General features: G+C 60.6%; 24 protein-coding genes and 1 tRNA gene. 9 read left to right on the forward strand and 16 right to left on the reverse strand.

What is annotated here, in order from left to right; genetic code table 11:
- Window positions 1-3: 3 nt before the first annotated feature.
- The 7 genes from ACYVHT_RS11335 to ACYVHT_RS11365 form a co-directional block, all read right to left on the reverse strand.
- Entirely contained in the window at window positions 4-1,059 is a 1,056-nt protein-coding gene (locus ACYVHT_RS11335; RefSeq protein ID WP_460551363.1) for a tetratricopeptide repeat protein, read from the reverse strand.
- 5 nt (window positions 1,060-1,064) lie between these two features.
- Window positions 1,065-2,429 (reverse strand): ATP-binding protein, encoded by a 1,365-nt coding sequence (locus tag ACYVHT_RS11340; RefSeq protein WP_460551366.1) that lies wholly within the window; start codon window positions 2,427-2,429, stop codon window positions 1,065-1,067.
- 75 nt (window positions 2,430-2,504) lie between these two features.
- Window positions 2,505-2,771 (reverse strand): DUF167 domain-containing protein, encoded by a 267-nt coding sequence (locus ACYVHT_RS11345; RefSeq protein WP_460551369.1) that lies wholly within the window; start codon window positions 2,769-2,771, stop codon window positions 2,505-2,507.
- Window positions 2,772-2,858: 87 nt separating this feature from the next.
- Window positions 2,859-3,599 (reverse strand): endonuclease III domain-containing protein, encoded by a 741-nt coding sequence (locus ACYVHT_RS11350; RefSeq protein ID WP_460551372.1) that lies wholly within the window; start codon window positions 3,597-3,599, stop codon window positions 2,859-2,861.
- 100 nt (window positions 3,600-3,699) lie between these two features.
- On the reverse strand, window positions 3,700-4,677 hold the full coding sequence (locus tag ACYVHT_RS11355) for a hypothetical protein (RefSeq protein ID WP_460551375.1): 978 nt from the start codon (window positions 4,675-4,677) through the stop codon (window positions 3,700-3,702).
- Window positions 4,678-4,871: 194 nt separating this feature from the next.
- Complete coding sequence (locus ACYVHT_RS11360; protein ID WP_460551378.1) at window positions 4,872-5,282, reverse strand: response regulator; 411 nt, start codon at window positions 5,280-5,282, stop codon at window positions 4,872-4,874.
- A 136-nt stretch (window positions 5,283-5,418) separates the two neighbouring features.
- Window positions 5,419-6,909: a sensor histidine kinase gene (locus ACYVHT_RS11365; RefSeq protein ID WP_460551381.1), complete on the reverse strand. Its 1,491-nt coding sequence runs from the start codon at window positions 6,907-6,909 to the stop codon at window positions 5,419-5,421.
- 82 nt (window positions 6,910-6,991) lie between these two features.
- Between ACYVHT_RS11365 and ACYVHT_RS11370 the strand changes: the two genes are divergently transcribed.
- Window positions 6,992-7,822, forward strand: a complete 831-nt coding sequence (locus ACYVHT_RS11370) for a TrmH family RNA methyltransferase (RefSeq protein WP_460551384.1) — start codon at window positions 6,992-6,994, stop codon at window positions 7,820-7,822.
- On the opposite strand, the gene ACYVHT_RS11375 is transcribed toward ACYVHT_RS11370, so the two are convergent.
- Complete coding sequence (locus ACYVHT_RS11375) at window positions 7,823-8,428, reverse strand: Crp/Fnr family transcriptional regulator (RefSeq protein ID WP_460551387.1); 606 nt, start codon at window positions 8,426-8,428, stop codon at window positions 7,823-7,825.
- Window positions 8,429-8,620: 192 nt separating this feature from the next.
- On the opposite strand from ACYVHT_RS11375, the gene ACYVHT_RS11380 reads away from it, so the two are divergent.
- The gene (locus tag ACYVHT_RS11380; RefSeq protein WP_460551390.1) at window positions 8,621-9,202 is read left to right on the forward strand and encodes a hypothetical protein; all 582 of its coding nucleotides are present in this window, start codon (window positions 8,621-8,623) and stop codon (window positions 9,200-9,202) included.
- Between the two features lie 67 nt (window positions 9,203-9,269).
- Here ACYVHT_RS11380 and ACYVHT_RS11385 read toward each other — a convergent pair whose 3' ends face one another.
- Window positions 9,270-9,824 (reverse strand): DUF6630 family protein, encoded by a 555-nt coding sequence (locus tag ACYVHT_RS11385; RefSeq protein WP_460551543.1) that lies wholly within the window; start codon window positions 9,822-9,824, stop codon window positions 9,270-9,272.
- Window positions 9,825-9,880: 56 nt separating this feature from the next.
- Window positions 9,881-11,692: a GTP-binding protein TypA/BipA gene (typA, locus tag ACYVHT_RS11390; protein ID WP_460551393.1), complete on the reverse strand. Its 1,812-nt coding sequence runs from the start codon at window positions 11,690-11,692 to the stop codon at window positions 9,881-9,883.
- 228 nt (window positions 11,693-11,920) lie between these two features.
- Here typA and msrB point away from each other — a divergent pair, with 228 nt between their 5' ends.
- The 3 genes from msrB (at window position 11,921) to ACYVHT_RS11405 (ending at window position 13,856) form a co-directional block, all read left to right on the forward strand.
- A complete protein-coding gene (msrB, locus tag ACYVHT_RS11395) occupies window positions 11,921-12,472 on the forward strand; it encodes a peptide-methionine (R)-S-oxide reductase (protein ID WP_460551396.1) in 552 nt (183 codons plus the stop codon).
- Between the two features lie 151 nt (window positions 12,473-12,623).
- Window positions 12,624-13,415, forward strand: a complete 792-nt coding sequence (locus ACYVHT_RS11400) for a DUF3050 domain-containing protein (protein WP_460551399.1) — start codon at window positions 12,624-12,626, stop codon at window positions 13,413-13,415.
- 75 nt (window positions 13,416-13,490) lie between these two features.
- Window positions 13,491-13,856, forward strand: coding sequence for a hypothetical protein (locus tag ACYVHT_RS11405; protein ID WP_460551402.1), 366 nt, complete (start codon window positions 13,491-13,493; stop codon window positions 13,854-13,856).
- A 107-nt stretch (window positions 13,857-13,963) separates the two neighbouring features.
- Here ACYVHT_RS11405 and ACYVHT_RS11410 read toward each other — a convergent pair whose 3' ends face one another.
- The gene (locus tag ACYVHT_RS11410; protein ID WP_460551405.1) at window positions 13,964-14,656 is read right to left on the reverse strand and encodes a hypothetical protein; all 693 of its coding nucleotides are present in this window, start codon (window positions 14,654-14,656) and stop codon (window positions 13,964-13,966) included.
- Between the two features lie 233 nt (window positions 14,657-14,889).
- Between ACYVHT_RS11410 and metG the strand changes: the two genes are divergently transcribed.
- Window positions 14,890-16,932, forward strand: a complete 2,043-nt coding sequence (gene metG / locus ACYVHT_RS11415) for a methionine--tRNA ligase (protein ID WP_460551408.1) — start codon at window positions 14,890-14,892, stop codon at window positions 16,930-16,932.
- A 205-nt stretch (window positions 16,933-17,137) separates the two neighbouring features.
- Here metG and pth read toward each other — a convergent pair whose 3' ends face one another.
- From pth to ACYVHT_RS11440, 5 genes are all read right to left on the reverse strand, one after another.
- Window positions 17,138-17,704, reverse strand: a complete 567-nt coding sequence (gene pth, locus ACYVHT_RS11420; RefSeq protein ID WP_460551411.1) for an aminoacyl-tRNA hydrolase — start codon at window positions 17,702-17,704, stop codon at window positions 17,138-17,140.
- 180 nt (window positions 17,705-17,884) lie between these two features.
- Complete coding sequence (locus tag ACYVHT_RS11425) at window positions 17,885-18,457, reverse strand: 50S ribosomal protein L25/general stress protein Ctc (RefSeq protein ID WP_460551414.1); 573 nt, start codon at window positions 18,455-18,457, stop codon at window positions 17,885-17,887.
- A gap of 166 nt (window positions 18,458-18,623) precedes the next feature.
- A complete protein-coding gene (locus ACYVHT_RS11430; RefSeq protein WP_460551417.1) occupies window positions 18,624-19,688 on the reverse strand; it encodes a DUF6340 family protein in 1,065 nt (354 codons plus the stop codon).
- Window positions 19,689-19,927: 239 nt separating this feature from the next.
- On the reverse strand, window positions 19,928-20,854 hold the full coding sequence (locus tag ACYVHT_RS11435; protein ID WP_460551420.1) for a ribose-phosphate pyrophosphokinase: 927 nt from the start codon (window positions 20,852-20,854) through the stop codon (window positions 19,928-19,930).
- A gap of 144 nt (window positions 20,855-20,998) precedes the next feature.
- Window positions 20,999-21,071: transfer RNA gene (locus ACYVHT_RS11440), tRNA-Gln, on the reverse strand.
- Between the two features lie 275 nt (window positions 21,072-21,346).
- Between ACYVHT_RS11440 and atpD the strand changes: the two genes are divergently transcribed.
- The 3 genes from atpD to ACYVHT_RS11455 all read left to right on the forward strand — a co-directional run bounded on the left by atpD (window position 21,347) and on the right by ACYVHT_RS11455 (window position 24,379).
- Window positions 21,347-22,852: a F0F1 ATP synthase subunit beta gene (gene atpD / locus ACYVHT_RS11445; RefSeq protein ID WP_460551423.1), complete on the forward strand. Its 1,506-nt coding sequence runs from the start codon at window positions 21,347-21,349 to the stop codon at window positions 22,850-22,852.
- A 79-nt stretch (window positions 22,853-22,931) separates the two neighbouring features.
- A complete protein-coding gene (gene atpC / locus ACYVHT_RS11450) occupies window positions 22,932-23,177 on the forward strand; it encodes a F0F1 ATP synthase subunit epsilon (RefSeq protein WP_460551426.1) in 246 nt (81 codons plus the stop codon).
- Between the two features lie 128 nt (window positions 23,178-23,305).
- Complete coding sequence (locus ACYVHT_RS11455) at window positions 23,306-24,379, forward strand: AI-2E family transporter (RefSeq protein WP_460551429.1); 1,074 nt, start codon at window positions 23,306-23,308, stop codon at window positions 24,377-24,379.
- Window positions 24,380-24,398: the final 19 nt, after the last annotated feature.

The raw sequence follows: 24,398 nt of genomic DNA on the forward strand, positions 1-24,398 counted from the left end.
GCGCTACGGGGAAAGCGTGGAATCAATTTTCCTTTTTAGCAGAAGGATAACCAGGTAGAATAAGCTTCCACCAATCAGCAAGCCTACCATTTGCGGCATGCTGAATGGCCGGCTTGTATCGACCCAGCCCAGCCAATCGGCTAAAAAGAGAATGGCCAGAGCCAATAGCGGGAGGGATACCCACAAGCCCAGCCAGCGCCGCCAGACCTGCGTCGGGGTCGACTGAAATAGGGGGTCGTGCCGGTTGTGCAACCAGCTGATGGGGAGGAAAAACAATAATAGCAGCGCCGTGCTGCTATCAGCATATCCCAGATAGCGTTCCTGGTACCAATTCTTCCGCATTCGTTGATGCCTCTGCACCATCCATTTTGGCCAATGCTGCCAGCGCCGCGCCTGGCGCAGTAGCGGCATCAACTCGTAGCGCGTTGGGTCCAGGCGTAAGGCTTCGGCCAAATACCAACTGGCTGCTTGCGGCTCGGGGCGTTGCAGTAAGGTTTGGCCGCGCAGAGCATGCACTTGGGCATCCGTGGGAGCTAAGCGCAATACCTCCTGGAAACCTTCTTCAGCCAAGGATATATTGCCGGTTCTTTCCGATGCCACCGCCCGCCACAGCAGGCAGCCTACATGCCGGGCATTCAACGCTAAGCCTTCGTTGGCACTGGCAAGGGCTTCGCGCGGTTGGCGCAGCATGCACTGCAGTTGAGCCAACAGCCCCCAATATTCCGCATTGCTTGGCGCCAGTTGGATGGCATTTCGCGCAGCCGCTTCGGCATCGTACAAGACTCCTTGCGCTCCCAGCATCCGCGCCCAGTAGTAATAGGGCAATGCCGAGGCCGGGGCGTGGGCCACAGCCTCACGGGCCGTCATGGCAGCTTCTGAAAACCGCTTGAGCTGCCACAATGCTTCAGTCTTCGCCAAAAGGGCCGATACATTGGCCGGGTTTTGTGCCAGTAAACGCGCGCAAACTGACAAAGCCAATGCCGGCCGGTGCAGTTTAAGCAGCTGCCAGGCGCGGTCGATTTCCTGATTGCGGGCGTTCAGCGGTTGCAGCGTAGCCATGTAGATTAGCTGTCCCCCGGCTTCTTCACCCCCAGGTACACCAGAATGTCGTCGTAGAGCCCGCCCTCGTTCGAGTACAGCGCGTAGTTGCGGGCCGTGGCAAACCACTCCTTGGTGCTGGGCTTCACCAGCTTGGCGGCGTCGAGCAGGTGGCTTTGCTCGATGGGCAGGGGGCGGCCGCTGCGCATGGAGGCGCGCAGGCACACGTCCACGGCGCCGTCCACCAGCGCCATCAGGTCGGCGCCGCTCAGGCCGGCGGTGCGGGCGGCTACGGCCGTGGTGTTCACGCCGGGGGCCAGCGGTTTGCCACGCAGCAGGATGTCGAGAATGGCAGCACGGGCCGGCTCGTCGGGCGGCGTCACCAGCGTAATGCGGTCGAAGCGGCCGGGGCGGCGGAAGGCGGGGTCGAGGTGCCAGGGGGCGTTGGTGGCGGCCATGATGAGCACGCCTTCGTTGGAGCGCGTGGCCCCGTCCAGCTCCTCCAGAAACTGGTTGATGACGGTGCGGCCGGCGCTCTGGCGCAGGTCGTGGCGGTTGGCGGCCAAGGCGTCCACCTCGTCAAAAAACAGCACGCACGGGGCCTGGCTGCGGGCCAGCTCGAACAGCTGGTGCAGGTTTTTCTCCGAGTTGCCCAGCCACATGTCCAGAATATCGGCAATGCCCACGCTGATGAAGCTGGCCTGCACCTCGCCGGCCGTGGCGCGGGCCAGGTGGGTTTTGCCGCAGCCGGGCGGGCCGTACAGCAGCAGCCCGCCGCCGCTGGCCTTGCCATACGCCTTATACAGGTCCGGGAATTGCAGCGGATGAATGATTTTGAGCCGGATTTCGTCCTTCACCGCCTCCATGCCGCCCACGTCGGCGAAGTTGATTTTCGGCCGTTCCAGGCCCAGCAGCTTGGCCTGGGCGCTGGGCTCGTCGGCGTCCGGAGCGGGGGCCGGCGAGTAGCCGCCGGCGGGCACGCGCGGGGCCGGTGCGGCGGCTTCCAGCGCCTGGCCCAGGTCGCGGTCGGCCAGGCCGGGGTTGAGTTCCAAGGCGTGGGTGTAGGCTTCGCGGGCTTCGGTGGGCTGATGGGCGGCCAGCAGCAGGCGGGCGTGCAGCAGGTGGGCGGCGGCCAGGCCGGCGTTCTGGTCCAGCAGCTCTTCCACCACCACAAAGGCCGCCGAATGCTTGTTGTTGGCAAAGTACGCCTCGGCCAGGCTCAGGCGCAGGGCGTCGTCGGTGGGGTGCTGGCGCAGGCCCTCTCGGCACATGGCTTCGGCTTCCTGGTGGCGGCCGGCGGCAGTGAGCTGGCGGGCCAGGTGCTGGCGCAGGGGCAGGTTGTCGGGCGAAAATTGCAGGGCGTCGAGCAGCGGCTGGAGGTCGGCAGACATAGCGGTGGGGAAGGGGGTAGGAAAAACCGGACGGAAAGTTAGCGCACGCGGGCCGCCGTTCTATGCCCGCCGCCCTTATGCGCGCAGCCGGGCCAGCACCCGCTGCCCCTCGGCCTCGCTCACCCCGGCAATTTCCACTTTCTTGAACGGGGCAGTGTGGCCGCTCCGCAGCTCCACGCAGCTCTTGCTCACGCCGAAGACCTCCGCCAGAAACGCCAGCAGGCAGGCGTTGGCTTTGCCGTTTTGGGCGGGGGCCTTCAGCCGCACTACCAGGCTACCGTCGGCCGCCCACTGCAGGGCATTTGCGTTGGCGTTGGGCTTGGCGCGCAGGTGCAAAATCATGAAGGCTAATTACTGGCGTGGGGGATTGTTTGGCAGCCAAAACATAGCCGATAGGCTGACGGCCGCTTTTTGAACGCACCAAAGAAGCTACTGAATGTCTGCTTTGCCCAGCCGCGCCTGCCCGAAAGGGCACTGGTCCAGCACCACGCAGCGCCCGCAGGCCGGCGTATGAAAGTAGCAGCACTTCTGGCCATGGAACATGAGGGCTTCGTGGTGGTCGTACACCTGCTGGGCGTCCCAGCCGGGCGGCAGCAGGGCTTCGAGCAGCTTGTGGGCCGGCCCTTCGCCCACCTTCGGCCCGATGAGGCCCAGCCGCTGGGCCACGCGGTGGTGGTGGCTGTCGACGGGCATAGCCGGAATGCGCAGCGTGCTGAACAGCAGCGTGGCCGCGCTGGTTTTTGGTCCCACGCCGCTGATGCTTTCCAGCCAGGCCCGCGCCTCGGCAACGGGCATATCGGCCAGGAAATCGAGCGAGCACGGCGCATCGGACCCGCAACGCTCGCTGATTTCGCGCAGCACCGCCTGAATGCGCGGGGCCTTCTGCTCGGGCCAGGTGCAGGCCCGGATGGCGTACTGCACGGCCTCGGTGGGCGCGTCGCGCACGGCCTCCCAAGTCGGAAACGTTGCCTGCAGCTCCTGGTAGGCGCGGTGCGAGTCGGCGTTTTTGGTGCGGTGCGAGAGCAGGGCACTCACCAGCTCGCTCAGCGGGTCTTTGGTGCTGAAAAAGCGGAACGGGGCGCCGTACTCGGCACACAGGCGGGCGTGTACCAGCAGGGCTTTGGCCTGACGGACAGCAAAATCAGCATCAACAACGACGGAGGAAGGCATAAAAGAAGGTACTGCAAACCGCCGGCTGGGGTTCGCAGTACCTTCTTGTTTCTTGTTTCTTGTTTCTTGTTTCTTGTTTCTTGTTTCTTGTTCGGGGATGCTACCGCCCGCCCGCGTTATACAGCGCAATGGCCTGCCGCTGGTTGTTGGCCTGCTTGCTTTGCAGCACAATGGGCACGATAAGCACCGGCAGTGCCAGGTAAGTAATCGGCGACACGCCGTTGACCCCGGGCCGCAGCGTCTGGGTGAGGCCGTAGAGCAGCAGCGCCCCGCCCACCACGTAGCTGCCCACCGTGAGCTGCTGGTAGCGCCGCGACTCCAGCAGCAGCTGCTGCGCCCCGGCGTTGTCCTGGGTGGCCAGCAGCAGGTTTTTGGAGCTCAGGTTCTGAATCGGGCCGTTGTCTTTGGAAAAGTATTCGGTTTTCACGGTGCGGTAGCCGCCGTAGGGGTAGCCGCCAAAACCGCCATAGCCATAGCCGTACCCGCCGTAGCCATACCCCGGGTAGCCAAAGCCGCCCGGCCCCGAGCTATACTGCGTCGAAGTAATGGAATAGAGGCTGATGCGGCCGGTTTTCTCGCGCCGCAGCGTGGTCTCGCGCGAGGAGTTGGGCAGCGTGGTGCGCACGTAGTGGCCGGTTTCGTCTTCGTAAAAACCAACCTCGGCCAGGTCGAACCGCCGCTGCCCGTCCAGCAGCAGATAGGAGTGGCCAAACAGCGGGTTTTTCGTTTCCACGTCGCCGGCGCTGTACACCAGCCCGTTTTTCAGGCCCACCTGGAAGCGGGCCGCGCGGGCATTATTGCCGGGCAGCTGGCCGGCGGGCGTGGGCTGATACACGGGGGCCGGCGCGGGCATAGGGGCCGGCAGGGGCGTGGTCACGGTGGCCCGGCGGGCGGTGTCGGGCGGGGCCACGGGCACGGCATCGAGCTGGCGCGGGGCGGGGGCCACGCGTGGTTTGGCCGGGGCAGGCACGGCTGGCGGCGCCCCCAGCTGGCGCGGCGCATCGTCCTGCGCCCAGGCGGCACGGCCGCTCAGCAGGCCCAGGGCCAATACCGGAAGAAGAATGGGAATTTTGAGCATAGCAAGGCAGCGGTGAAGGCCCGGAGGCCGAACAAGGTACCAACGTTCGGCAGAATTACGGCAGACCAGTTGCCAAAGCTGGCAAACCGGCGGCCGAAACTCCAAACCGCAAACGAAAACCCGGTGCCGTAAATTCCGCCCTCAGGCCGTGAAGCCCGCGTGAAGCGCGCTTGGGTTGCGGGCGTCTGGCGGGGCTATTTCAGCAGCTTTTCCAGCAGGCTCAGGCTGTCGGCCAGGTCGGCGCCGGTTTCAAAATCCAAGGGCTTGAGAATGTAGCCGCTCACGCCCAGCTGGTCGGTGTTGAGGCGGTCCACGTCCATGCTCGAGGTGGTGGTGATGAACACCGGAATGTGCGCCAGTTCGGGGTTGGCCCGCAGCTCGGTCAGGAATTCGATGCCGTTCATGCGCGGCATGTTCAAATCCAGCAGAATGACTTCGGGCAGCGGGCGCAGGGCCTCCGTGCCGTTGCGGCCCTGCAGCAGGTCGAGGGCTTCTTCGCCGTTGAAAGCCGTGTGGAGCTGGTGCGGCACGTTGAACTTGGCAAAGGATTTCTCCGCCGTCATCGTGTCAAAAATATCGTCTTCAACCAGTAAAACGGAACGCATATAAAGTAGTGATTGGTGGTTAACGATTAATGGGTACCTATGAAAAGGAGAAATCGGTCAGGCCCGGAGCCTGTAATTCTCGGGCAGGCATGGTGAAATACTCATTAACCCCTAATCATTGACCGTTAATTAAATCTTATTTCGGCCACGTAAAGATAAAGCCTGCGCCCTGGCCCACGGCCGATTCGACCCGAATGGAGCCGTGCTGCTCGTTGATGATTTTCTGCACGATGCTCAGGCCGATGCCCGTGCTCTCGGCCGTGTGCCGGTCGCGCAGGGTCTGGAACAGCAGGAAAATCTTCTGGTGGTACTCCGGCGCAATGCCCGGGCCATCGTCCTGCACCCGAAACTCGTAGTAGCTGCCCGCATCGCGGCAGGTCACGGCGAGGTGGCCGGCCCCGCGCTGGTGGTACTTCACGGCATTCGAGAGCAGGTTGGTGAACACCTGCTGCAGGCCCAGCCGCTCGGTTTCGAAGGTGGGCATGCCGGGGCCGATTTCCAACTGGAAGTCGGGCGGCACCACCAGGTCGGCCACCTCGTGCAGGAGCCGCTGCACGTCCACGGTTTCGCGGGTTTGGGTGGTGCGGCCCACGCGGGCGTAGGCCAGCAGGCCGTTTATCAGGTCTTCGAGGCGGCTGAGGCGGCCCTTCATCTGGTCGAGGTAGGTGCGGAGCTGGGGCGAAAGCTCGGCGGCCAGCTCGTCCTCAATCCACTTCACAATGGTGGTCACGCCCCGCAGCGGGGCTTTCAGGTCGTGCGAGGCCACGTAGGCAAACTGGTCGAGCTCCTGGTTGCGCTTTTCGAGGGCGCTGAAGCTGGCGTCCAGCGTCTGGGTCATGCGATTGAGGGTGGCGGCCAGCCCGCCGAGGTTGTCGGTGGCCGTGTCGGTAATCTTCACCGTGTAGTCGCCCTGCACCACCTGCTCGGCCAAGGCCCGAATCTGGGCAATGCGGCGGCCGACCTCGGCATTAATCTCGGCCAGCTCGGCCTGCAGGCGGCGGTTGTCGGCCAACTCCTGCACTATTTTCACCACCAGCCACACCACAATCAGCACCGCCAGCACGGCCGAAATCAGCACCACGATGGGCGTGGCTTTGGCAAATACATCCTGCAGGGCGCTGCGCTGGGCCAGCAGGGCCAGCTCGCTCTGCTTGATGCGGGCGTAGAGAATACGCACCTGCCGCAGGGTCTGGCGGTCGGTATCGAGCAGGGTTTGCATGGCCGACTGGCTCATGGATTTCTTAATCTCCGTGAGGGGCCGCAGAATGCGAAACTCCTGCTCCACCAGTCCCTGCAGCGAGTCGAGCCGGGCCCGCTGGTCCGGGTTGTCCACGGTAAGGGTTTCCAGGCGCGCCAGGCTGGCCGGCAGCTGGCCCGTGGCCATGCTGTAGGGCCGCAGGTACAGCGTGTCGCCGGTGAGCAGGTAGCCCCGGGTGCCCGCCTGCGCGTCCTTCAGCACCGAGGTCACGGCTTCCACTTCCTGCAGCACCTGGTAGGTGTGCTCCACGTTTTTGGTTTGCACGCTCAGCCCCTTGATGCTCCAGAACGAGGCCGCCGCCGTGAGCAGCAGCACCCCAATGGCCAGGGCAAAGCCGATGATGATTTTCGGGTCAATTTTCGATTTCATAAGCCACGAAGGTACTGGCCCGCCCTACGCCCGTGCCGGGCGCAAGGTTGGGAGCCGCCGCGTCGCCGGTATCTTTGCGCCCATGCCCTTTGCTCCCCTCGACCGCCTCAGCAGCCCCCAGAACCCGCGCATCAAGCAATTGCTGAAGCTCCAGCAGAAGTCGGCCGAGCGCCGGGCCCTGGGCCTCACGCTGGTCGAAGGCCTGCGCGAGCTGACCATTGCCGTGGAGGCTGGCGTGGCCGTGGCCACGCTCTACACCTGCCCCGAGCTGGCCGGCGAAACCGGCCTGGCCGAATTAAAAAGCCTGTTTTTGGGCAGGAAAGATGCGCCGGAGTGGTTTGAAGTCAGCCGTCCGGTGTTCGAGAAAGTGGCTTACCGCGAAGGCTCCGACGGCCTGCTGGCCGTGCTGAAAACGCCCGCCCGCACCCTCGCCGACCTGCGCCTGCCGCCCAATCCGCTCGTCATCGTGCTTGAAGCCGTGGAGAAGCCCGGCAACCTGGGCGCCATCCTCCGCACCGCCGACGCCGCGCCCGTCGATGCCGTCCTCATCGGCGACCCGCGCACCGATTTGTTCAACCCCAACGTCATTCGGGCCAGCATTGGGTGCGTGTTCACGGTGCCCACGGTGGCCGCGCCGGTGGCCGATATCCTGGCTTTTCTGAAGGAAAAAGGCATCCGGACCCACGCCGCCGCCCTCGCGCCCGAAGCCCGGCCCTACACCGAATACGACTTCCGGGGCCCTGCCGCGCTGGTGATGGGCACCGAGGCCGACGGCCTCAGCCCACAGATGCGCGCGGCCTGCGACGAAACCGTCATCATTCCCATGATGGGCCGCATCGACTCGCTCAACGTGAGCGTGGCCACGGCGGTGCTCACGTTTGAAGCCATTCGGCAGCGGACAGCCAGGGCTTAATCAGAACTTCCCGCGCTGGCCCAGCTGCGCCCGAATGCGGCTCAGCGAAGGCCCTTTGATGCCCAGGTAAGACGCAATGTGCCCCAGCGACACGCGGTTGGTAATGCCCGGAAACTGCTGCAACAGGCTTAAATAACGCTGCTCGGCCGATTGAAAAAGCAGGCTTTCGGTTTTGCTCTGCTGAAAAATCAGGTACTGCTCGGCCAGCCGCCGCCCAAACCGCTCCCAGCCGTGCGACTGCGCGTAGAGGCGTTGCAGCTGCTCCGTGGTAATCACCAGCAGCTCCGAGTCTTCCAGCGCGGCAATGTAGTAGGGGCAGGCTTCGCCAGTGAGCAAGCTTTTGAGCGAGGTCAGAAACTGCCCCTCGGGCACGAACACGACGTCGTGCTCCTCAGAAGTAGCGGGGGCCACGTAATACACCCGGAAAAGCCCGCGCACGATGAACCCCACGTGCCGGCACACGGAATTGCGGAAGTTGAAAAACTCGTTTTTCGCAATCCTGCGCAAGGTCCAGGCGCCGTCGGCCAGGCGCAAATCCTCTTCCGAGAGGCCGGCAAATGCTTGCAAACGTTGGTTCAGCAGCGCGTAAGGAGAATCAGGCAGCATGGGCAATGAATGAGGGAGTAAGCCTAACGCTGCTACAACCATCCAGCGCTCCGGAAGTAACGGCCAAAAAACCGGGAGGTGGGTACGGCAGCATTTTTTTTAACGGGCTCCGCACTTTTTAACCTAGGTGAAAAATCGGCCTGAGGTGCGCCGGGACCTTTGTCCCATCATCATTCCTCACGCCAAAGCCCCATGCAAGCTTCCCTGAAAACCGCCGTCAATCCCTTCCGCGTGGCCAATACCGCGCGCGCCCTGCGCACCCTGTACTTCGTGCGGGCTGCATTCTCGCTCGTCTGGGTTGGGCTGCTGCTCGCCTTCGTCAAGTCCTCGCCCACCGTCACGGCCATCCTGCTGCTGGTGTATCCTACCTGGGACGTGGCCGCCACTTTCTATGATATTCGGGCCAATCGTGGGGCGTCGTCCAAGCTGCCGCAATTCACTAACATTGCCATCGGCCTGCTCACCACCGTGGCCGTCAGCGTGGCCCTGCAGCAGGGCGTGCCTGCGGTTCTCATCGTGTACGGCGCCTGGGCCATTCTCACCGGCCTTATTCAGTTGGTGTTGGGCCTGCGGCGGCGGCGCACCTTCGGCGGCCAGTGGCCCATGATGCTGAGCGGCGGCCAGTCCATGCTTGCCGGAGCATCGTTCATCGCCATGGCCCAGGCACCCACCATGGGCATCGTCAATCTGGCCGGCTATGCGGCTTTCGGAGCATTCTATTTCCTGCTGGCGGCGTTCCGGCTTGGGAAGGATGCCAGGCCAGTGGAGCAGTAAGCCAGCTGCCGAAACGGGTTGGGCCTGTGTTACCATTGATGGCTAACGCAGGCCCGGAAGGCACTAATTAATAAACCGTCACGCCAAAGCCCAGCTCTTTTGCCAGCTGGCGGGCTTCCTCGGCTTGCGCATCGGCCACTACGCTCACGGCGTAAGAGTCGCTATCCAGGGTAAACAGCACCAAGGCCATCCCAACCGGCTCTGCCAGGTCTTGCACAATGTCCAGCGCTTCGGGACCAGTCACGGCAGTTCGGCCTTTGGCTGGTTCAGCGAGCCGTACCGGCCGCTGCTGCTTCGTCAGGGTTTCATTGACGCCATAAACCAAGTCAGAGGCAATGTCCTTCCAGTCACTTTCCCACACCAGCTCCTCGTTCAGCAACGCATCAATCAGAGCGGTTTCGCGCAGCTCCTGTTCCGGCAGCACCGCCACAATGCCGCGCTCTTCCAATTCCTCGGCGTATTGCTCCTGATAACCTGTTGGGTTCTTCAGCACCAAAGCCAGCCGTTCGCTTACGCGCTGGGTAGCATCAGCGTCTTTCAGCGTGAAAAGCTGCACAAAACGGGTTAAAGTATCTTGATTCATAAAAGTAAACTTGCTAAAAAAAGCAAAAGGCGCGACCATCACAGCCGCGCCTTTTACATCTTACTAAATTCAATAATCGGCCAGATTCACGGTCCTTAGTCGGCCTGCTTGGCGTAGCGCAGCCGCTCGTTCTCGTCGAGCAGAATCTTGCGCATGCGCACCGATTTCGGCGTTACCTCCAGGTACTCATCCTTCTGGATGTATTCCATGGCTTCTTCCAGCGAGAACTGGCGCTTGGGCACAATCTTGGCGTTTTCGTCGGAGCCCGAAGCGCGCATGTTGGTCAGCTTCTTGCCTTTCTGAATGTTGATGGTCAGGTCGTTCGGGCGGGTGTGCTCGCCGATAACCTGGCCGGCGTACACTTCCTCGCCCGGGTCCACGAAGAACGAGCCCCGGTCCTGCATCTTGTCGATGGTGTAGGCCGTGCCGGGGCCGGTTTCCAGCGAAATCAGCGAGCCCGCGATGCGGCCGGGGATGTTGCCCTTGTGCTCTTCGAAGTCGATGAAGCGGTGGTTCATGATGGCTTCGCCGCCCGTGGCCGTCAGCACGTTGTTGCGCAGGCCAATCAGGCCGCGGCTCGGAATGCGGAACTCCAGGTGCTGCAGGTCGCCTTTCGGCTCCATGATGGTCATTTCGCCTTTGCGCATGCTCACCAGCTCAATCACCTTGCCAGCGGTTTCCTCGGGCACGTCCACCACGAGCAATTCCATCGGCTCCAGACGCTTGCCGTTGTCGTCCTCCTTGTAAATAACCTGAGGCTGACCTACCTGCAGCTCGTAGCCCTCGCGGCGCATCGTTTCGATGAGGACCGACAAGTGCAGAATGCCGCGGCCAAACACCAGGAACGAGTCCTCTTTGTCGGTCACCTGCACGCGCAGGGCCAGGTTTTTCTCGGTTTCCTTGAACAGACGGTCACGCAGGTGGCGCGAGGTCACGAACTTGCCTTCCTTGCCGAAGAACGGCGAGTTGTTGATGGTGAACAGCATGTTCATCGTCGGCTCGTCGATGCTGATGCGCTCCAGGGCCTCCGGGTTTTCGAAGTCGGCCAGCGTGTCGCCGATGTCGAAGCCTTCAATGCCCGAAACGGCGCAGATTTCGCCGCTCTCCACTTCCGTTACCTTGTTTTTGCCCAGGCCTTCGAATACGTGCAGCTCGCGGATTTTCACCTTCTTGATGCTACCATCGGCCTTCATCAGGCTCATGTTGGCGCCCTCTTTCAGCGTTCCGCGGTGCACGCGGCCGATGGCGATACGACCCACGAACGACGAGTAGTCGAGCGAGGTAATCTGCATCTGGGGCGTGCCTTCCAGGCTCGGAGCCGGCGGAATCGAGGCCAGCACGGCGTCCAGCAGGGGGGTGATGTTGTCGGTTTTTACTTTCCAGTCGGTGCTCATCCAGCCCTGCTTCGAAGAGCCGTACAGGGTCACGAAATCCAGCTGGTCTTCGCTGGCGCCGAGGTTGAACATGAGGTCGAATACCTGCTCGTGCACCTCGTCGGGGCGGCAGTTTTCCTTGTCCACCTTGTTCACCACCACGATGGGCTTCAGGCCCAGGTCGATGGCTTTGCCCAGCACGAAGCGGGTCTGCGGCATGGCGCCTTCAAAGGCGTCCACGAGCAGCAGCACGCCGTCGGCCAGCTTCAGCACGCGCTCTACCTCACCGCCGAAGTCGGCGTGACCGGGGGTGTCGATGATGTTGATTTTTACGCCGTTGTAGCGTACCGATACGTTTTTGGAAACGATGGTAATGCCGCGCTCGCGCTCCAGGTCGTTGTTGTCGAGAATGAGGTCGTCGAACTGCTGGTGCGCGTCGAAAATCTTGGATGCGTGGATAATCTTATCCACCAGGGTGGTCTTGCCGTGGTCAACGTGAGCGATGATGGCAATGTTCCGAATATTCTGGGCCATATGGGTTGGTTTTGCGGGTGCAAAGGTACGGAGAAAATAGCGCAAAGCCTTGTGGTACTCAACTATTAACACAAGCCCGGCTGCCGCACCCCGCCGCGCAGCCAAGCCTGTCGCCCTAAATCGATTAGCTCGGGCGTAAGGTTCCCGCCGGGTTTTCGTCTATCCCACCGACCGAACCGGCCGCCGCCGCCGTATGTTGGTCACCTGACCCTCAACCCCATTTCCGCCATGCGCTTTTCCCTGCTGTTGCTTCTTGTTTCCGTGCTTTCGCTCAATGTGGCTTGTTCGCAGAAGCGCGACGTAGCTGCCAATACGCCCACCCCGCCCCGCACGGTGGCCGGCAAAACCTACTTCCAGCCCCAGCCCGTGACCGGCAGGCCCGACGAGTTTCCGGTGCGCCACACCGAGGCCGAATGGAAGAAGCTGCTCACGCCCGACCAGTTTTACATCCTGCGTGAGCAGGGCACCGAGCGCCCTTTCACCGGCAAATACCACGACAACCACGCCGCCGGCTCTTACTACTGCGCCGCCGACCACAACCTGCTTTTCACCTCCGATACCAAGTTTGATTCGGGCACCGGCTGGCCCAGCTTCTACGCCCCGGCCACCAACACCAGTGTGAAAGTGGCCTCCGACAAAAGCTTCGGCATGAGCCGCGACGAGATAGTGTGCGCCAAGTGCGGCGGCCACCTCGGCCACGTCTTCGACGACGGCCCCAAGCCCACCGGCCAGCGCTACTGCATGGATGGCAATGCGCTGGTGTTTGAGAAGAAAAAGTAGAGACGGCTGTACTTTTATAGGAAAATTCACAAAATCAAGCCTCCCGGCAATCCAGGTCGGGGGGCTTTTCGTTGGTGTAAAGTCAACTCAACGCCGGTTGTGGGTGGGAAACCACAGAAGGCAGTAGTTAAATATTCATACTTACCCTTCTATGGAAACCGCATCATCCCCCATCGATTACCTGCAAAAAGCCGTGGAGCCTACGCGCCAGCTGCTGCTCAACAACGGCCTCTACTACCGCCTGCACACCCTGCCCGACCTGCGTCGCTTTATGGAGCACCACGTGTATGCAGTCTGGGATTTTATGTCGCTGCTCAAGGCGCTGCAGCGCGAGCTCACCTGCGTGCAGGTGCCCTGGGTGCCCACGGCCAGCCCGGCCACGCGGCGCTTAATCAATGAAATTGTGCTCGAAGAAGAAACCGACCTCGACCCCGAAGGCCGGCCCACCAGCCACTTTGAGCTGTATGTGCGGGCCATGGAGGAGTGCGGGGCCGACACCGCACCCATTCGCCGGCTGGTGGCGGCCGTGGCGGCCGGCCGCACTATTTCCCAGGCGCTGGCCGAAGCCCAGGCCCCCGCAACGGTGCGGCAGTTTGTCGAAACCACGTTCAATATCATCAATGCCGGCAAGCCCCACGCAGTAGCTGCCGCCTTCACCTTCGGTCGCGAAGACCTGATTCCGGATTTGTTCCGGCAATTGGTGCAGGAGCTGCAGGCCCGGTTTCCGGGCCAGTTAGACACCTTCACTTACTACCTCAACCGCCATATTGAGCTGGATGAGGAAGTGCACGCGCCGCTGGCGCAGCAAATGGTGCGCGAGCTGTGCGGCGAAAGCCCCGAGCGGTGGCAGGAAGCCCAGCAGGTCACCATTCAGTGCCTCGAAGCGCGCATGGCGCTTTGGGATGGCATCAAGCCGGTGCAGCCCAGCCCGGCCCTGGCCTGATGCGCTCAACCAGCGGGCCCGGTTTGTCGTTTGAAGCAGGCTGCCTATTCCGGCGGCCTGCTTTTTTATAGTCTCATGCTGGATATTCGTTTTTCCGCCATCGGTGCCTGCTTGGCGCTAAGCGCGGGCCTGCTGGCGGCCTGCTCGGTTTCGGAGCAAACCTCCGAAACCGCCGCACCTACTTCGGTGCCCACCGAAGTGCGTACCGATGCCGACCGCCGGGCCATCTACAACAGCAACGGTGTGCCCAGCAGCGGTGGCTACGCCGTGCCCGATGCTACCCCCAACCGCGTGCGCCTCGGCGAGCAGGCGGCGGGCATCAACAACCAGAAGCGCATCGAGAACGTGAACACCAACGACCCCAACAATACCTCGCCCGAAACCCGCCTCCAGCGCCTCAACTACGACGCGCCCCTGCCCGACACCACCCGCCGGCCGTAGATGCAGCCGTTGGCTGCCCACGGCCGCTGCTTGCTAAAAAGCCCGCCTCCGGAATGCCGGAAGCGGGCTTTTTACTGCCTGTGGTGTGGCCTGATAGCGGCTGTAGGCTATTCGCTTACCTCGCCGGTGTTGGGGCTGGCTGCCGAACTGGTTACATCGGCTTCGGGCTGCGGCAGTGCCTGGGCGCGGGGCTTGGGGCCGCGTTTGGCACCGGTAGGGGCAGGAGCGGAGGCGGACTGGGCGCGGGGTTTGGGGCCGCGCTTGGCACCGGTAGCAGCTGGTTTGGCTTCGGCAGCAACGGGCTTGCGCCCACGGGAGGAGGTGGCCGGCGCTGCCGGGGCGCTGCTGCCGGTGCGCGGCTTGCGGGGCGTGCCATCCTTGTTCAGCGTCTGGCCTTTTTTGCTGCCATTGGCTGCGCTGGGGGCTGCCGGGCTATTGCTGCCGTCAGGGACGGCCACCGAGTCGTAGTGGCGTACTATCGTGTGCAGGGCTTCCTCAAACATGCGCTCCGTATCAACATCGAGCCGGCGCGTGGCCTCTTTCACTACTTCCTTCAGCTTCGCCTTCGTTTCTTTGCGGATGCGAGTCACCACTTCGTTCATGCGGTTGTTCAGCTCCTTTTGCAATTGCTTGGCTGCCGACTTCAGGGTCTTTTTCTGGCTGGCCTTTTTGCTGGCACGGTCATCGGTAAGGTCGGTAGTGGCGCGACTGGCTTTCTTGGCCGATTTGTGCGCCGCTTTTTCTTCCGGTGTGCGTTTCGCACTTTTTTCCGTTTTAACCGGAGAAGCAGGTTTTTTCATCTGAAAAAAATTGTTTGGTGAAGGTGAAAGAGAGGAAGGTTAAGACCAGGTGATGCACTAATTAAATAGCCGCCGCGCTCAAATATAAAATCAATTAAGCGTCAAACGGTTTGCGTAGTTTTTTTGTTGATTTAATTCTGCTCTTTTTTCGTTTTTCCGTTGTGCTGCGCACTAATTCCACTGCTTTATTTTTTTAAAGCCGACAATTGTGGCTTCACACTTTCTTGTTAATCATGTCGTTTCTTCCTAAGCGTTACACCGTTACCGCTGCGCTGCCTTACGCCAACGGCCCGGTGCACATCGGCCATTTGGCCGGTGTTTATTTGCCCGCCGATATTTATGTGCGCTATCTGCGCTCCGCCGGCCGCGACGTTAAATTTATTTGTGGTTCTGACGAGCACGGCGTGCCCATTACCATTCGGGCCCAGAAAGAGGGCGTTACGCCACAGCAGGTAGTCGATAAATACCACGCGCTAATCCGCGATTCGTTCAAAGATTTCAACGTTTCGTTCGATGTGTATTCGCGCACTTCATCGGCCACGCACGCCGAGGTTTCGAGCAGCTTTTTTACCAAGCTGAATGATGAAGGGAAATTCATCGAGCAAACCACGCAGCAATATTTCGACGAAAAAGCACAGCAATTTCTTGCCGACCGCTACATCGTCGGCACCTGCCCCAACTGCGGCAACGAAAATGCCTACGGCGACCAGTGCGAGCGCTGCGGCACCTCGCTCAGCCCGACCGAATTAATTAACCCGCGCAGCATGCTCAGCGGCGCGCAGCCCATTCTGCGCGATACCAAGCACTGGTTTCTGCCCCTCGACCAATACGAGCCGTGGCTGCGCGAATGGATAATTGAAGGCCACAAAAACGACTGGAAAACCAATGTGTATGGCCAGTGCAAATCCTGGATTGACCAGGGCCTGCACCCCCGCGCCGTCACGCGCGACCTCGACTGGGGCGTGCCCGTGCCGGTACCCGGCGCCGAAGGTAAAGTGCTGTATGTGTGGTTCGATGCACCTATTGGCTACATCTCGGCCACCAAAGAAGCTTTCCCCGACGAGTGGGAAACTTACTGGAAAGACAAGGATTCCAAGCTGGTGCATTTCATTGGCAAGGATAACATCGTTTTCCACTGCATTATTTTTCCGGTAATGCTGAAAGCGCACGGCGAATTTATTTTGCCGGATAACGTGCCCGCCAACGAATTTCTGAACCTTGAAGGCGATAAAATCAGCACGTCGCGCAACTGGGCCGTGTGGCTGCACGAGTACCTGGCCGATTTCCCCGGCCAGGCCGATGTGCTGCGTTACGTGCTGTGCGCCAATGCGCCCGAAACCAAGGACAACGATTTTACCTGGAAGGATTTTCAGGCGCGCAACAACAACGAATTGGTGGCCACGCTCGGTAATTTCGTAAACCGCGCCGCCGTGCTCACGCACAAATTCTTTGAAGGCAAAGTGCCCGAATTAGGAGAATTAACGGCAATCGACCAGGATGCTTTCGCCCAATTAGCCGAGTTTCCGGCTAAAATCGGCGAGCTGATTGAGAATTATCGGTTCCGCGACGCCCTGGCCGAAGTAATTAACCTGGCGCGCCTTGGCAATAAATACCTGGCCGAAACCCAGCCCTGGCACCTCATCAAAACCGATGCCGCCCGCACCGGCACCGTGCTGAATGTGGCCCTGCAAATTGCCGCCGCAATTGCCCCGCTACTGGAGCCTTTCCTGCCCGAGTCGGCGCAAAAGCTGGCCACCATGCTCAACATCGAAGTGGGCAACTGGACCAGTGCGGGCCGTTCCGATGCCCTCCTCGCCGGCCATCAGCTACGGGAGCCGGCGCTGCTGTTTGGTAAGATTGAGGATGCCGTGGTAGAAACGCAGGTGCAGAAGCTGCTCGACACCAGGAAGGAAAACCAGCTTGCCAGCACGCCCGTCATGCCGGCTAAAGACGATGTTTCGTTCGATGATTTCGGCCAGATGGATTTGCGTATCGGCACCATTACAGCCGCTGAAAAAGTAGCCAAAACCAAAAAGCTCCTCAAACTCACCGTCGATTTGGGCCTGGAAGAGCGCACCATCGTGAGCGGCATTGCCGAATATTTTATTCCCGAAGCACTGATTGGCCAGCAGGTGCAGGTTTTATTAAACCTTGCGCCCCGCGAAATCAAAGGAATAAAAAGCCAGGGTATGTTGCTGATGGCCGAAAATGCCGATGGCAGCCTCGCCCTCATGCAGCCCAGCAAACCGGTGCGCAACGGCAGCAGTATAGCTTAATTGTGGTTGCCAGTGGCGCGCAGCGCCACGCGGCAATCTGCTGTCCTGGTATAGCAAAGCCCGAAAACGTGAAAAAGCCCCGGTTCTGGAATAGAGCCGGGGCTTTTTATTTTAGAAATGGCTTTGCCGCATACCAAAGCTAAGCGCATTTACAGACGGATTGCCGCGTGGCGCTGCGCTTCAGGCGCAATGGCAAACGCTCGTTTTATTTGACGTTCACGATATTCATCGCCCGTTCCAGGCCCATTGCGCCAAAGGCCAAAACCGCATCGGCGGCCTTCTCGATGCGCGTCGGCAATTCAATTAATTCATCGGCCGAAAACGGGTTCAGGACATAGTCTACCTGCCGGCCTTTGGGAAAATTCGCATCCACGCCGAAGCGCAAACGGGCGTATACATCGGTGCCCAGCGTGGCCTGAATGTCTTTCAGGCCATTGTGCCCGCCGGCCGAGCCCTGGCCTTTCAACCGCAACTTGCCGAAGGGGAGGGCCAGGTCATCGGTCACCACCACCATGTTTTCGTTCGGGATTTTGAGCGTGGCGAGCCAGTGCGCGGCGGCCTTGCCACTCAGGTTCATGTAGGTAGTGGGTTTCACCAGCACATAGGTATGGCCCTTGTGCTTAAACTCGGTGGTGAAGGCGTGGCGGCCGATTTCGAAGCGTGGCGCGTCGAATTTCGCGGCCAGATAATCGGCCACCATAAAGCCGATGTTGTGGCGCGTGTCGGCGTATTCGGGGCCAATGTTGCCCAGGCAAAGAACCAGAAACTTCATCGCTGATTAAGACTGATTAACCGTGATTTCGCTGATGCACGGCAGAATAGACGGAAAAATAATGCGGCCACCCGGCTGGCAAAGAAAAAGGCGCTTCGTGAGAAGCGCCTTTTTCGAGTGATTTTCTCCGCGTCGTCGCAATCGACGGAATCACGGCTAACCGGCGAAAATCAGGATTTATTAACGGTTGCCGGCCATTTCGCCTTTCAGCGCACGCGGGATGGTGATGGTGGCAATCGGGGCAGCCGCGTTGGTGAGGATGGTGTAGCCTTTGGGCTCCACGGCACCAACTTTGATGGATTTGCCGAGCTCCAGGGCTCCGATGTTTACTTCCACGAAGTCGGGCAGGTTGTCGGCAGTGGCCCGCACTTTCAGCTTGCGCAGCTTGCTCACCAGTTTGCCGCCGGCCAGTACGCCCGGCGAAACGCCGATGTATTTCACGGGGATGTCCATTTTCACTTCTTTGCCTTCCTGCAACTCGAGGAAGTCAACGTGCAACAGCATTTCGTTCACGGGGTGGAACTGGGCATCCTGCACGATGGCGCGGTACATGGTGCCTTCCACGTTCAGGTCCACGATGTGGGCCTCCGGCGTGTACAACAGCTCGCGGAACAGGATAGCGGGCACGGAGAAGTGCACGGTGTCTTTGCCGCCATACAATACGCACGGTACTTGAGCGTCGAGGCGCAATGCCTTGGCGTCCGTTTTACCGAGATTCGCTCTTTTAAACCCTACAATCTCGAGGCTTTTCATAAAGAAGTGGTTTTGGGGATGATAAAAATGGCCCGCCTGCCACCGGAGTTGGGGCAAACGGGCCGCAAAGGTAGGGCGAAATCAGCTGAAAAACCAGTGCTTTAGCGAGAATTGCCGTTGCGCCTCTCGGGCCACGGGGCTCGGGCAGCCGGCCGAAAACGCGGCGTTAGTTGATGGTGGGCACACTCTTCAGCTGCTCGCGCACGATTTCCTGCGCCTGCAGCCGGTCGTTGAGCACGCGCAGGTAGCTTCGGGCCTGGCCGTTGTTGCAGGTGAAGGCCGACTTCTTGGCCCATTCAATCGCGCCCGGCAGGTCGCCCTTCACCTCGCTGGCCACGGCCAGGTTGTAGAAGGCGCGGCCGGCAATTTTGGGGTGCAGGTTGCGGGCGGCTTGCTGCCAGATGGTTTCGGCCCCGGCCCAGTCGCCGGCATCGGCTCGCTGGGCGGCCTGTTTCATCAGCGCGTCTTTCTTGGCCGAGGTGAAGAAGTCGCGGTTCAGGTCAACGTAGGACGGGGCAATGCGACGGGCGTAGCCATCGCCGGCCCGCTGGGCCACCCGCCGGATGCACTCTTCGGGCGGCGGCAGCTGGCGCAGGGCATCGCGGTAGTTATCGGCGTTGCCGGTAAACACGAGCTGATCTTCCTGGCGGGCCTGGTCGAGCACGAAGCCCTGGGCCGCGCCGTAGGTGCGGAAGCCCGTCACCACTTTCATTATCATTTCGACGTGCACAGTAGGAATCTGGTGCTCCTTGCCCTCCTTGTCTTTTACGGTGCGGGTGCCGTTGGTGTGGCTCAGGGCCATGTCGGAGTCGAAGGCTTCGAGCACCACCAGCCCATCAACCTGGGTGCGGCGGCACAAATCCTGCACGTAGCGCGGAGCCAGCGGTGGCAGAAAAAACTCGCGGCTGCGCCCCAGCAGCTGCAGCTGCGCCTGCGTCACCTTGAAGCGGTAGCTATTGTTGGCCAGCGCCTGGCCCACCACGTTCACGCACTCATCGGCCCCGGCGCGGTCCACGCCCAGGCCTTCGCCGGTGAAAGCGCCTTCCAGCACATCAAAAAACTTGTCGCGGCGCGATTCCGGAATAATGCGGTTGGCCGTGGCCACGCTTTGCAGGTTGGCCGGCATGGGCACCGCCGCCGGCGCCAGCGCCCGAATGTGAACCGACGACGCGCAGGCGCTGAGCAGTAAGGCCGCAAACAGCAGCAGGGCGGAAGTGTAGAGCTTGTTCATCACGTTTGCAGAAAAAGGTTCCAGTTGGAAGGACTATTCTACAAAATTGTGCCAAAGTTGCCTTATGGTCGTTGCAAGTGAAGGGTAGCGGAACGAGGCAATCCGTCCTCGTCAACATGAACAGCCCGGAGCTGTGAAAAAGCCCCGGTCCTGTGCAGGGCCGGGGCTTGTTACTTTATCAGGGTAGTTGCTGAAAACAGAACGGATTGCTTCGGCTTCGCCTCGCAATGACAGAAGACTTACACAAACAGCGAGCTGATGCTCTCGTGCGTCACCACGTTGCGAATGGCGGCGGCAAACAGCGGCGCCAGCGAAATCACCCGGATTTTATCGTTCTGCTCGCGCAGCGGAATCGTGTCGGTCGTAATCAGCTCGGTGAGGGCCGAGGCGCGGATGCGCTCGTGGGCCGGGCCGCTCAGCAGCGGGTGCGTGATAACGGCGCGCACCGAGTTGGCACCGCGCTCCATCACCAGGTCGGCGGCCTTGCAGATGGTGCCGGCCGTGTCCACCATGTCATCCACAAACACCACGTCCATGCCCTTCACGTCCCCAATCACCTGCATCGAGGCAATTTCGTTGGCCCGCAGGCGCATCTTGTCGCAGACCACAATTTCGGCTCCGAATTTCTTGGCGAAGGCGCGGGTCCGCACCACGCCGCCCACGTCGGGCGAGGCGAAAATCAGGTTTTTCAGGTTGAGCGACTTGATGTAAGGGGCCGTCACGGTAGCCCCGTCGAGGTGGTCCACCGGAATATCGAAGAAGCCCTGAATCTGGCCGGCGTGCAGGTCGCAGGTCATCAGCCGGTCGGTGCCCACGCTCTGAATGATGTTGGCCACCACTTTGGCCCCGATGCTCACGCGCGGCTTGTCTTTGCGGTCCTGGCGGGCATAGCCCATGTAAGGCATCACGATGACGACTTTATAGGCCGAGGCGCGCTTGGCGGCGTCCACCATCAGCATCAGCTCCATGAGGTGCTCGGCGGGCGGGCAGGTGCTTTGCACGAGAAATACCTCGCAGCCGCGCACGCTTTCGTTGAAGCTGGGCCCCATTTCGGTGTCGGCGAAGCGCTGGAGGGTGAGGTCGCCGAGGGTGGTGCCGTAAGCCGCAGCTATTTTTTCGCCGAGCTCGCGGGAGGCGCTGCCGGCAAATATTTTGACCTGTTTCATAGGGGAAGGTGCTAATAATGAGTTGATGCGGAGAAGGCCCGGCGGGGTGGGGCCGGTGAAAATTGAAAAGTGGAAAAAGCGAAAGGCGCTGACCACTCCGGAAGTTGGAGAAGCCAGCGCCTTTCGTTTACTCGAGCTTTGTCGTTGTCCGACCAGGGCTCGAACCTGGACTTTCTTGAATCAAAATCAAGCGTGTTGCCAGTTACACCATCGGACAATTTCCCGGCCGGCTACGTGCCGTTTGGGAGTGCAAATGTACCACTGGAAAAATTCAGCGCAAGTTTTTGCTGAAAAATTTTTGGAGAAAAATCGCCCGGATATGGGCCGGAAAGGTGCTTGACGATGATTGGTGTCTGATTTTCATGGAGTAATGCGGCGAGAAAAACTTCTGACCGGCGCAACCCAGTGCAAACGTTATGGTTGGAAAAACCAGCCTTCTACCGTAATTTTGCGGCCTGAAAAGAGCATCAACTTCATCATAAATACAACCAAATGGCCAATACCGGCAAAATCACTCAGGTCATCGGCCCCGTCGTTGACGTGAGCTTCGCGGGCGAAAACACGAAGCTGCCCAACATCCTCGACGCCCTCGAAGTCACGAAAGACAACGGCCAAGTGGTAATTCTGGAGTGCCAGCAGCACCTGGGCGAGGACCGGGTGCGGACCATTGCCATGGACTCGACCGAAGGCCTGACCCGTGGTGCCGAAGTGCGCGACATGGGTGCGCCCATCTCGATGCCCACCGGCGATGGCGTGAAAGGCCGCCTGTTCAACGTTATCGGCGAAGCCATCGACGGCATCCAGCAGCCGAAAAGCGACGCCCGCCTGCCCATCCACCGCAACGCTCCGGCGTTCGAGGACCTGGCTACGTCGTCGGAAGTATTCTTCACCGGCATCAAGGTTATCGACCTGCTCGCTCCTTATGTAAAGGGTGGTAAAATTGGTCTGTTCGGTGGTGCCGGTGTAGGCAAGACCGTGCTGATTCAGGAGCTTATCAACAACGTGGCCAAGGCCTACGAAGGGCTGTCGGTGTTTGCCGGCGTGGGCGAGCGTACCCGCGAGGGCAACGACCTGCTGCGCGAATTCATCGAAGCCAACATCATCCGCTACGGCGACGCCTTCAAGCATTCGATGGAAGAAGGCGGCTGGGACCTCTCGAAAGTGGACCTCGCCGAAATGGAGAAGTCGCAGGCCACCCTCGTGTTCGGCCAGATGAACGAGCCCCCCGGAGCCCGCGCCCGCGTGGCCCTGTCGGGCCTGACCATTGCCGAAAGCTTCCGCGATGGCGACGGCACCGGTGCCGGCCGCGACATTCTGTTCTTTATCGACAACATTTTCCGCTTCACGCAGGCGGGTTCGGAAGTATCGGCTCTGCTGGGCCGGATGCCGTCGGCCGTAGGGTATCAGCCCACGCTGGCCACCGAAATGGGCGCCATGCAGGAGCGCATCACCTCGACCAAGCGCGGTTCCATTACCTCGGTGCAGGCCGTGTATGTGCCGGCCGATGACTTGACCGACCCGGCCCCGGCCAACACGTTTGCCCACCTGGACGCCACGACGGTACTGAGCCGCAAAATCGCCGAGCTGGGCATTTACCCGGCCGTTGACCCGCTGGACTCGACCTCGCGCATTCTGTCGGCCGACGTGCTGGGTGCCGAGCACTACAACACCGCCCAGCGCGTGAAAGAGCTGCTCCAGCGCTACAAAGAACTCCAGGACATCATCGCCATTCTTGGCATGGACGAACTGTCGGAGGAGGACAAGCAGGTGGTAAACCGCGCCCGTCGCGTGCAACGCTTCCTGTCGCAGCCCTTCTTCGTAGCCGAGCAGTTCACGGGTCTGAAAGGCGTGCTGGTTGACATCAAAGACACCATCAAAGGCTTCAACGAAATCATCGACGGCAAGCACGACCACCTGCCCGAGGCCGCTTTCAACCTCGTGGGCAACATCGAGGATGCCGTGGCCAAAGGCGAACGCCTGATTGCCGAAGCGAAATAATAGAAGTGTTGAGTTTTGAGGGTTGAATGGATGCTCCATTAACTCAACTCTCAAAACTCAACATTTAACACTCCAGAAAATGCATCTAGAAATCATCACCCCCGACCGCAAGGTCTTCGAAGGCGAAGTAACGTCGGCCCATTTTCCGGGGGCCGATGGCTCGTTTGAAGTGCTGAACAACCACGCGCCGCTCATTGCGGCGCTCAAGGCCGGCGACGTGACGCTGACCAGCGGCGCGGGCCGCGAGGTTATTCGCATCGAAGGCGGCGTGGTGGAAGTGCTGCGCAACAACGTGATTGTGCTGGCTGAAGGCGCGTTGGCCTAGTCGCTGGTCAATCGCAACAGAAAAGCCGTTTCTGCTCAGCAGGAACGGCTTTTTTTATGCCGGCCAGACAGCGGAACTCCGGCATTGCCGTATAGCCTGAAACCCTTTATGTGCTTATTGCCATTCTCATGAAAGAGACGCGTACCCCTTTTATGGCCGTCGAAAATATTTACACGCCCCGGCAGCGCTACGTGCTGCTGGTGTGCTCCATTCTGGCGCTTGCGGGGCTGATGTTGTTTGGGCTGGCGCAATACCTGACGGCTTTTCTGGCGGCGGGCATCCTGTTTGTGGTTTTTCGGCCGTGGTGGGTGGCGCTGGTGCACCGGCGCCGCTGGAACCGGCGGCTGGTTACGATAGGGATTTTGCTGGTGACGGTGGTGGTGCTGGTGATTCCATTCTATGCGCTCAGCTCGCTGCTGCTGGACCGGCTCATTGCATTTGCGCAAAACCCCGACCAGATTCTGGAAGCCGTGCACAAGGTGGAAAAAGCAGTGGGGTTCAAAATCTCGGAGCAGCTCAACGTGCGGCAACTGCTGCTGCAAGGCGGGGCCAAAGTGAGCAGCTGGCTGCCGACGCTGGCCAGCAGCGCGCTCAACTTTTTGGTGATTGTGGGCCTGATGCTGTTCACGATGTACTACCTGTTTATGCAGGAAACGTACTTTTTGCTCGGCTTGCACCGCTACCTGCCCTTTCGAAACGAAACGCTGATTGAGTTGGGCGAGTCGTTGAAAAACAACGTGAATGCCAACGTGCTGGGCCAGGTGGTGGTGGCATTGGTGCAAAGCATTCTGACCGGATTGACGCTGTGGATATTTGGGGTGCCCGACTCGTTGTTCTGGGGCGTGGTGGCGTTTTTTATGGCGTTTCTGCCAGTGCTGGGCACGCCGTTGGTGTGGGGGCCGGCGGCGCTGTATCAGTTCTCGCAGGGGCACAACGGGCAGGCCATTGGAATTTTGCTGGTGGGCTTCATCGTGATTATCAATGTGGATAACCTGCTGCGCATCCTGCTGGCCAAGCGCATGGGCGACATTCATCCGCTGGTGACGCTGGTGGGGCTGGTGCTGGGCGTGGAGATTTTCGGAATCATCGGGCTGGTGGTGGGGCCGCTGCTGGTGTCGTATTTCCTGGTGCTGATGGAAGTGTTTCGGCGCGAGAACCGCCTGCACAAAGCCACGCAGGCCGAGGCCAGCAAAGCGGAGTAGTGCGACCTTTGCGGTTCAC

The organism is Hymenobacter daeguensis, from assembly GCF_054780555.1.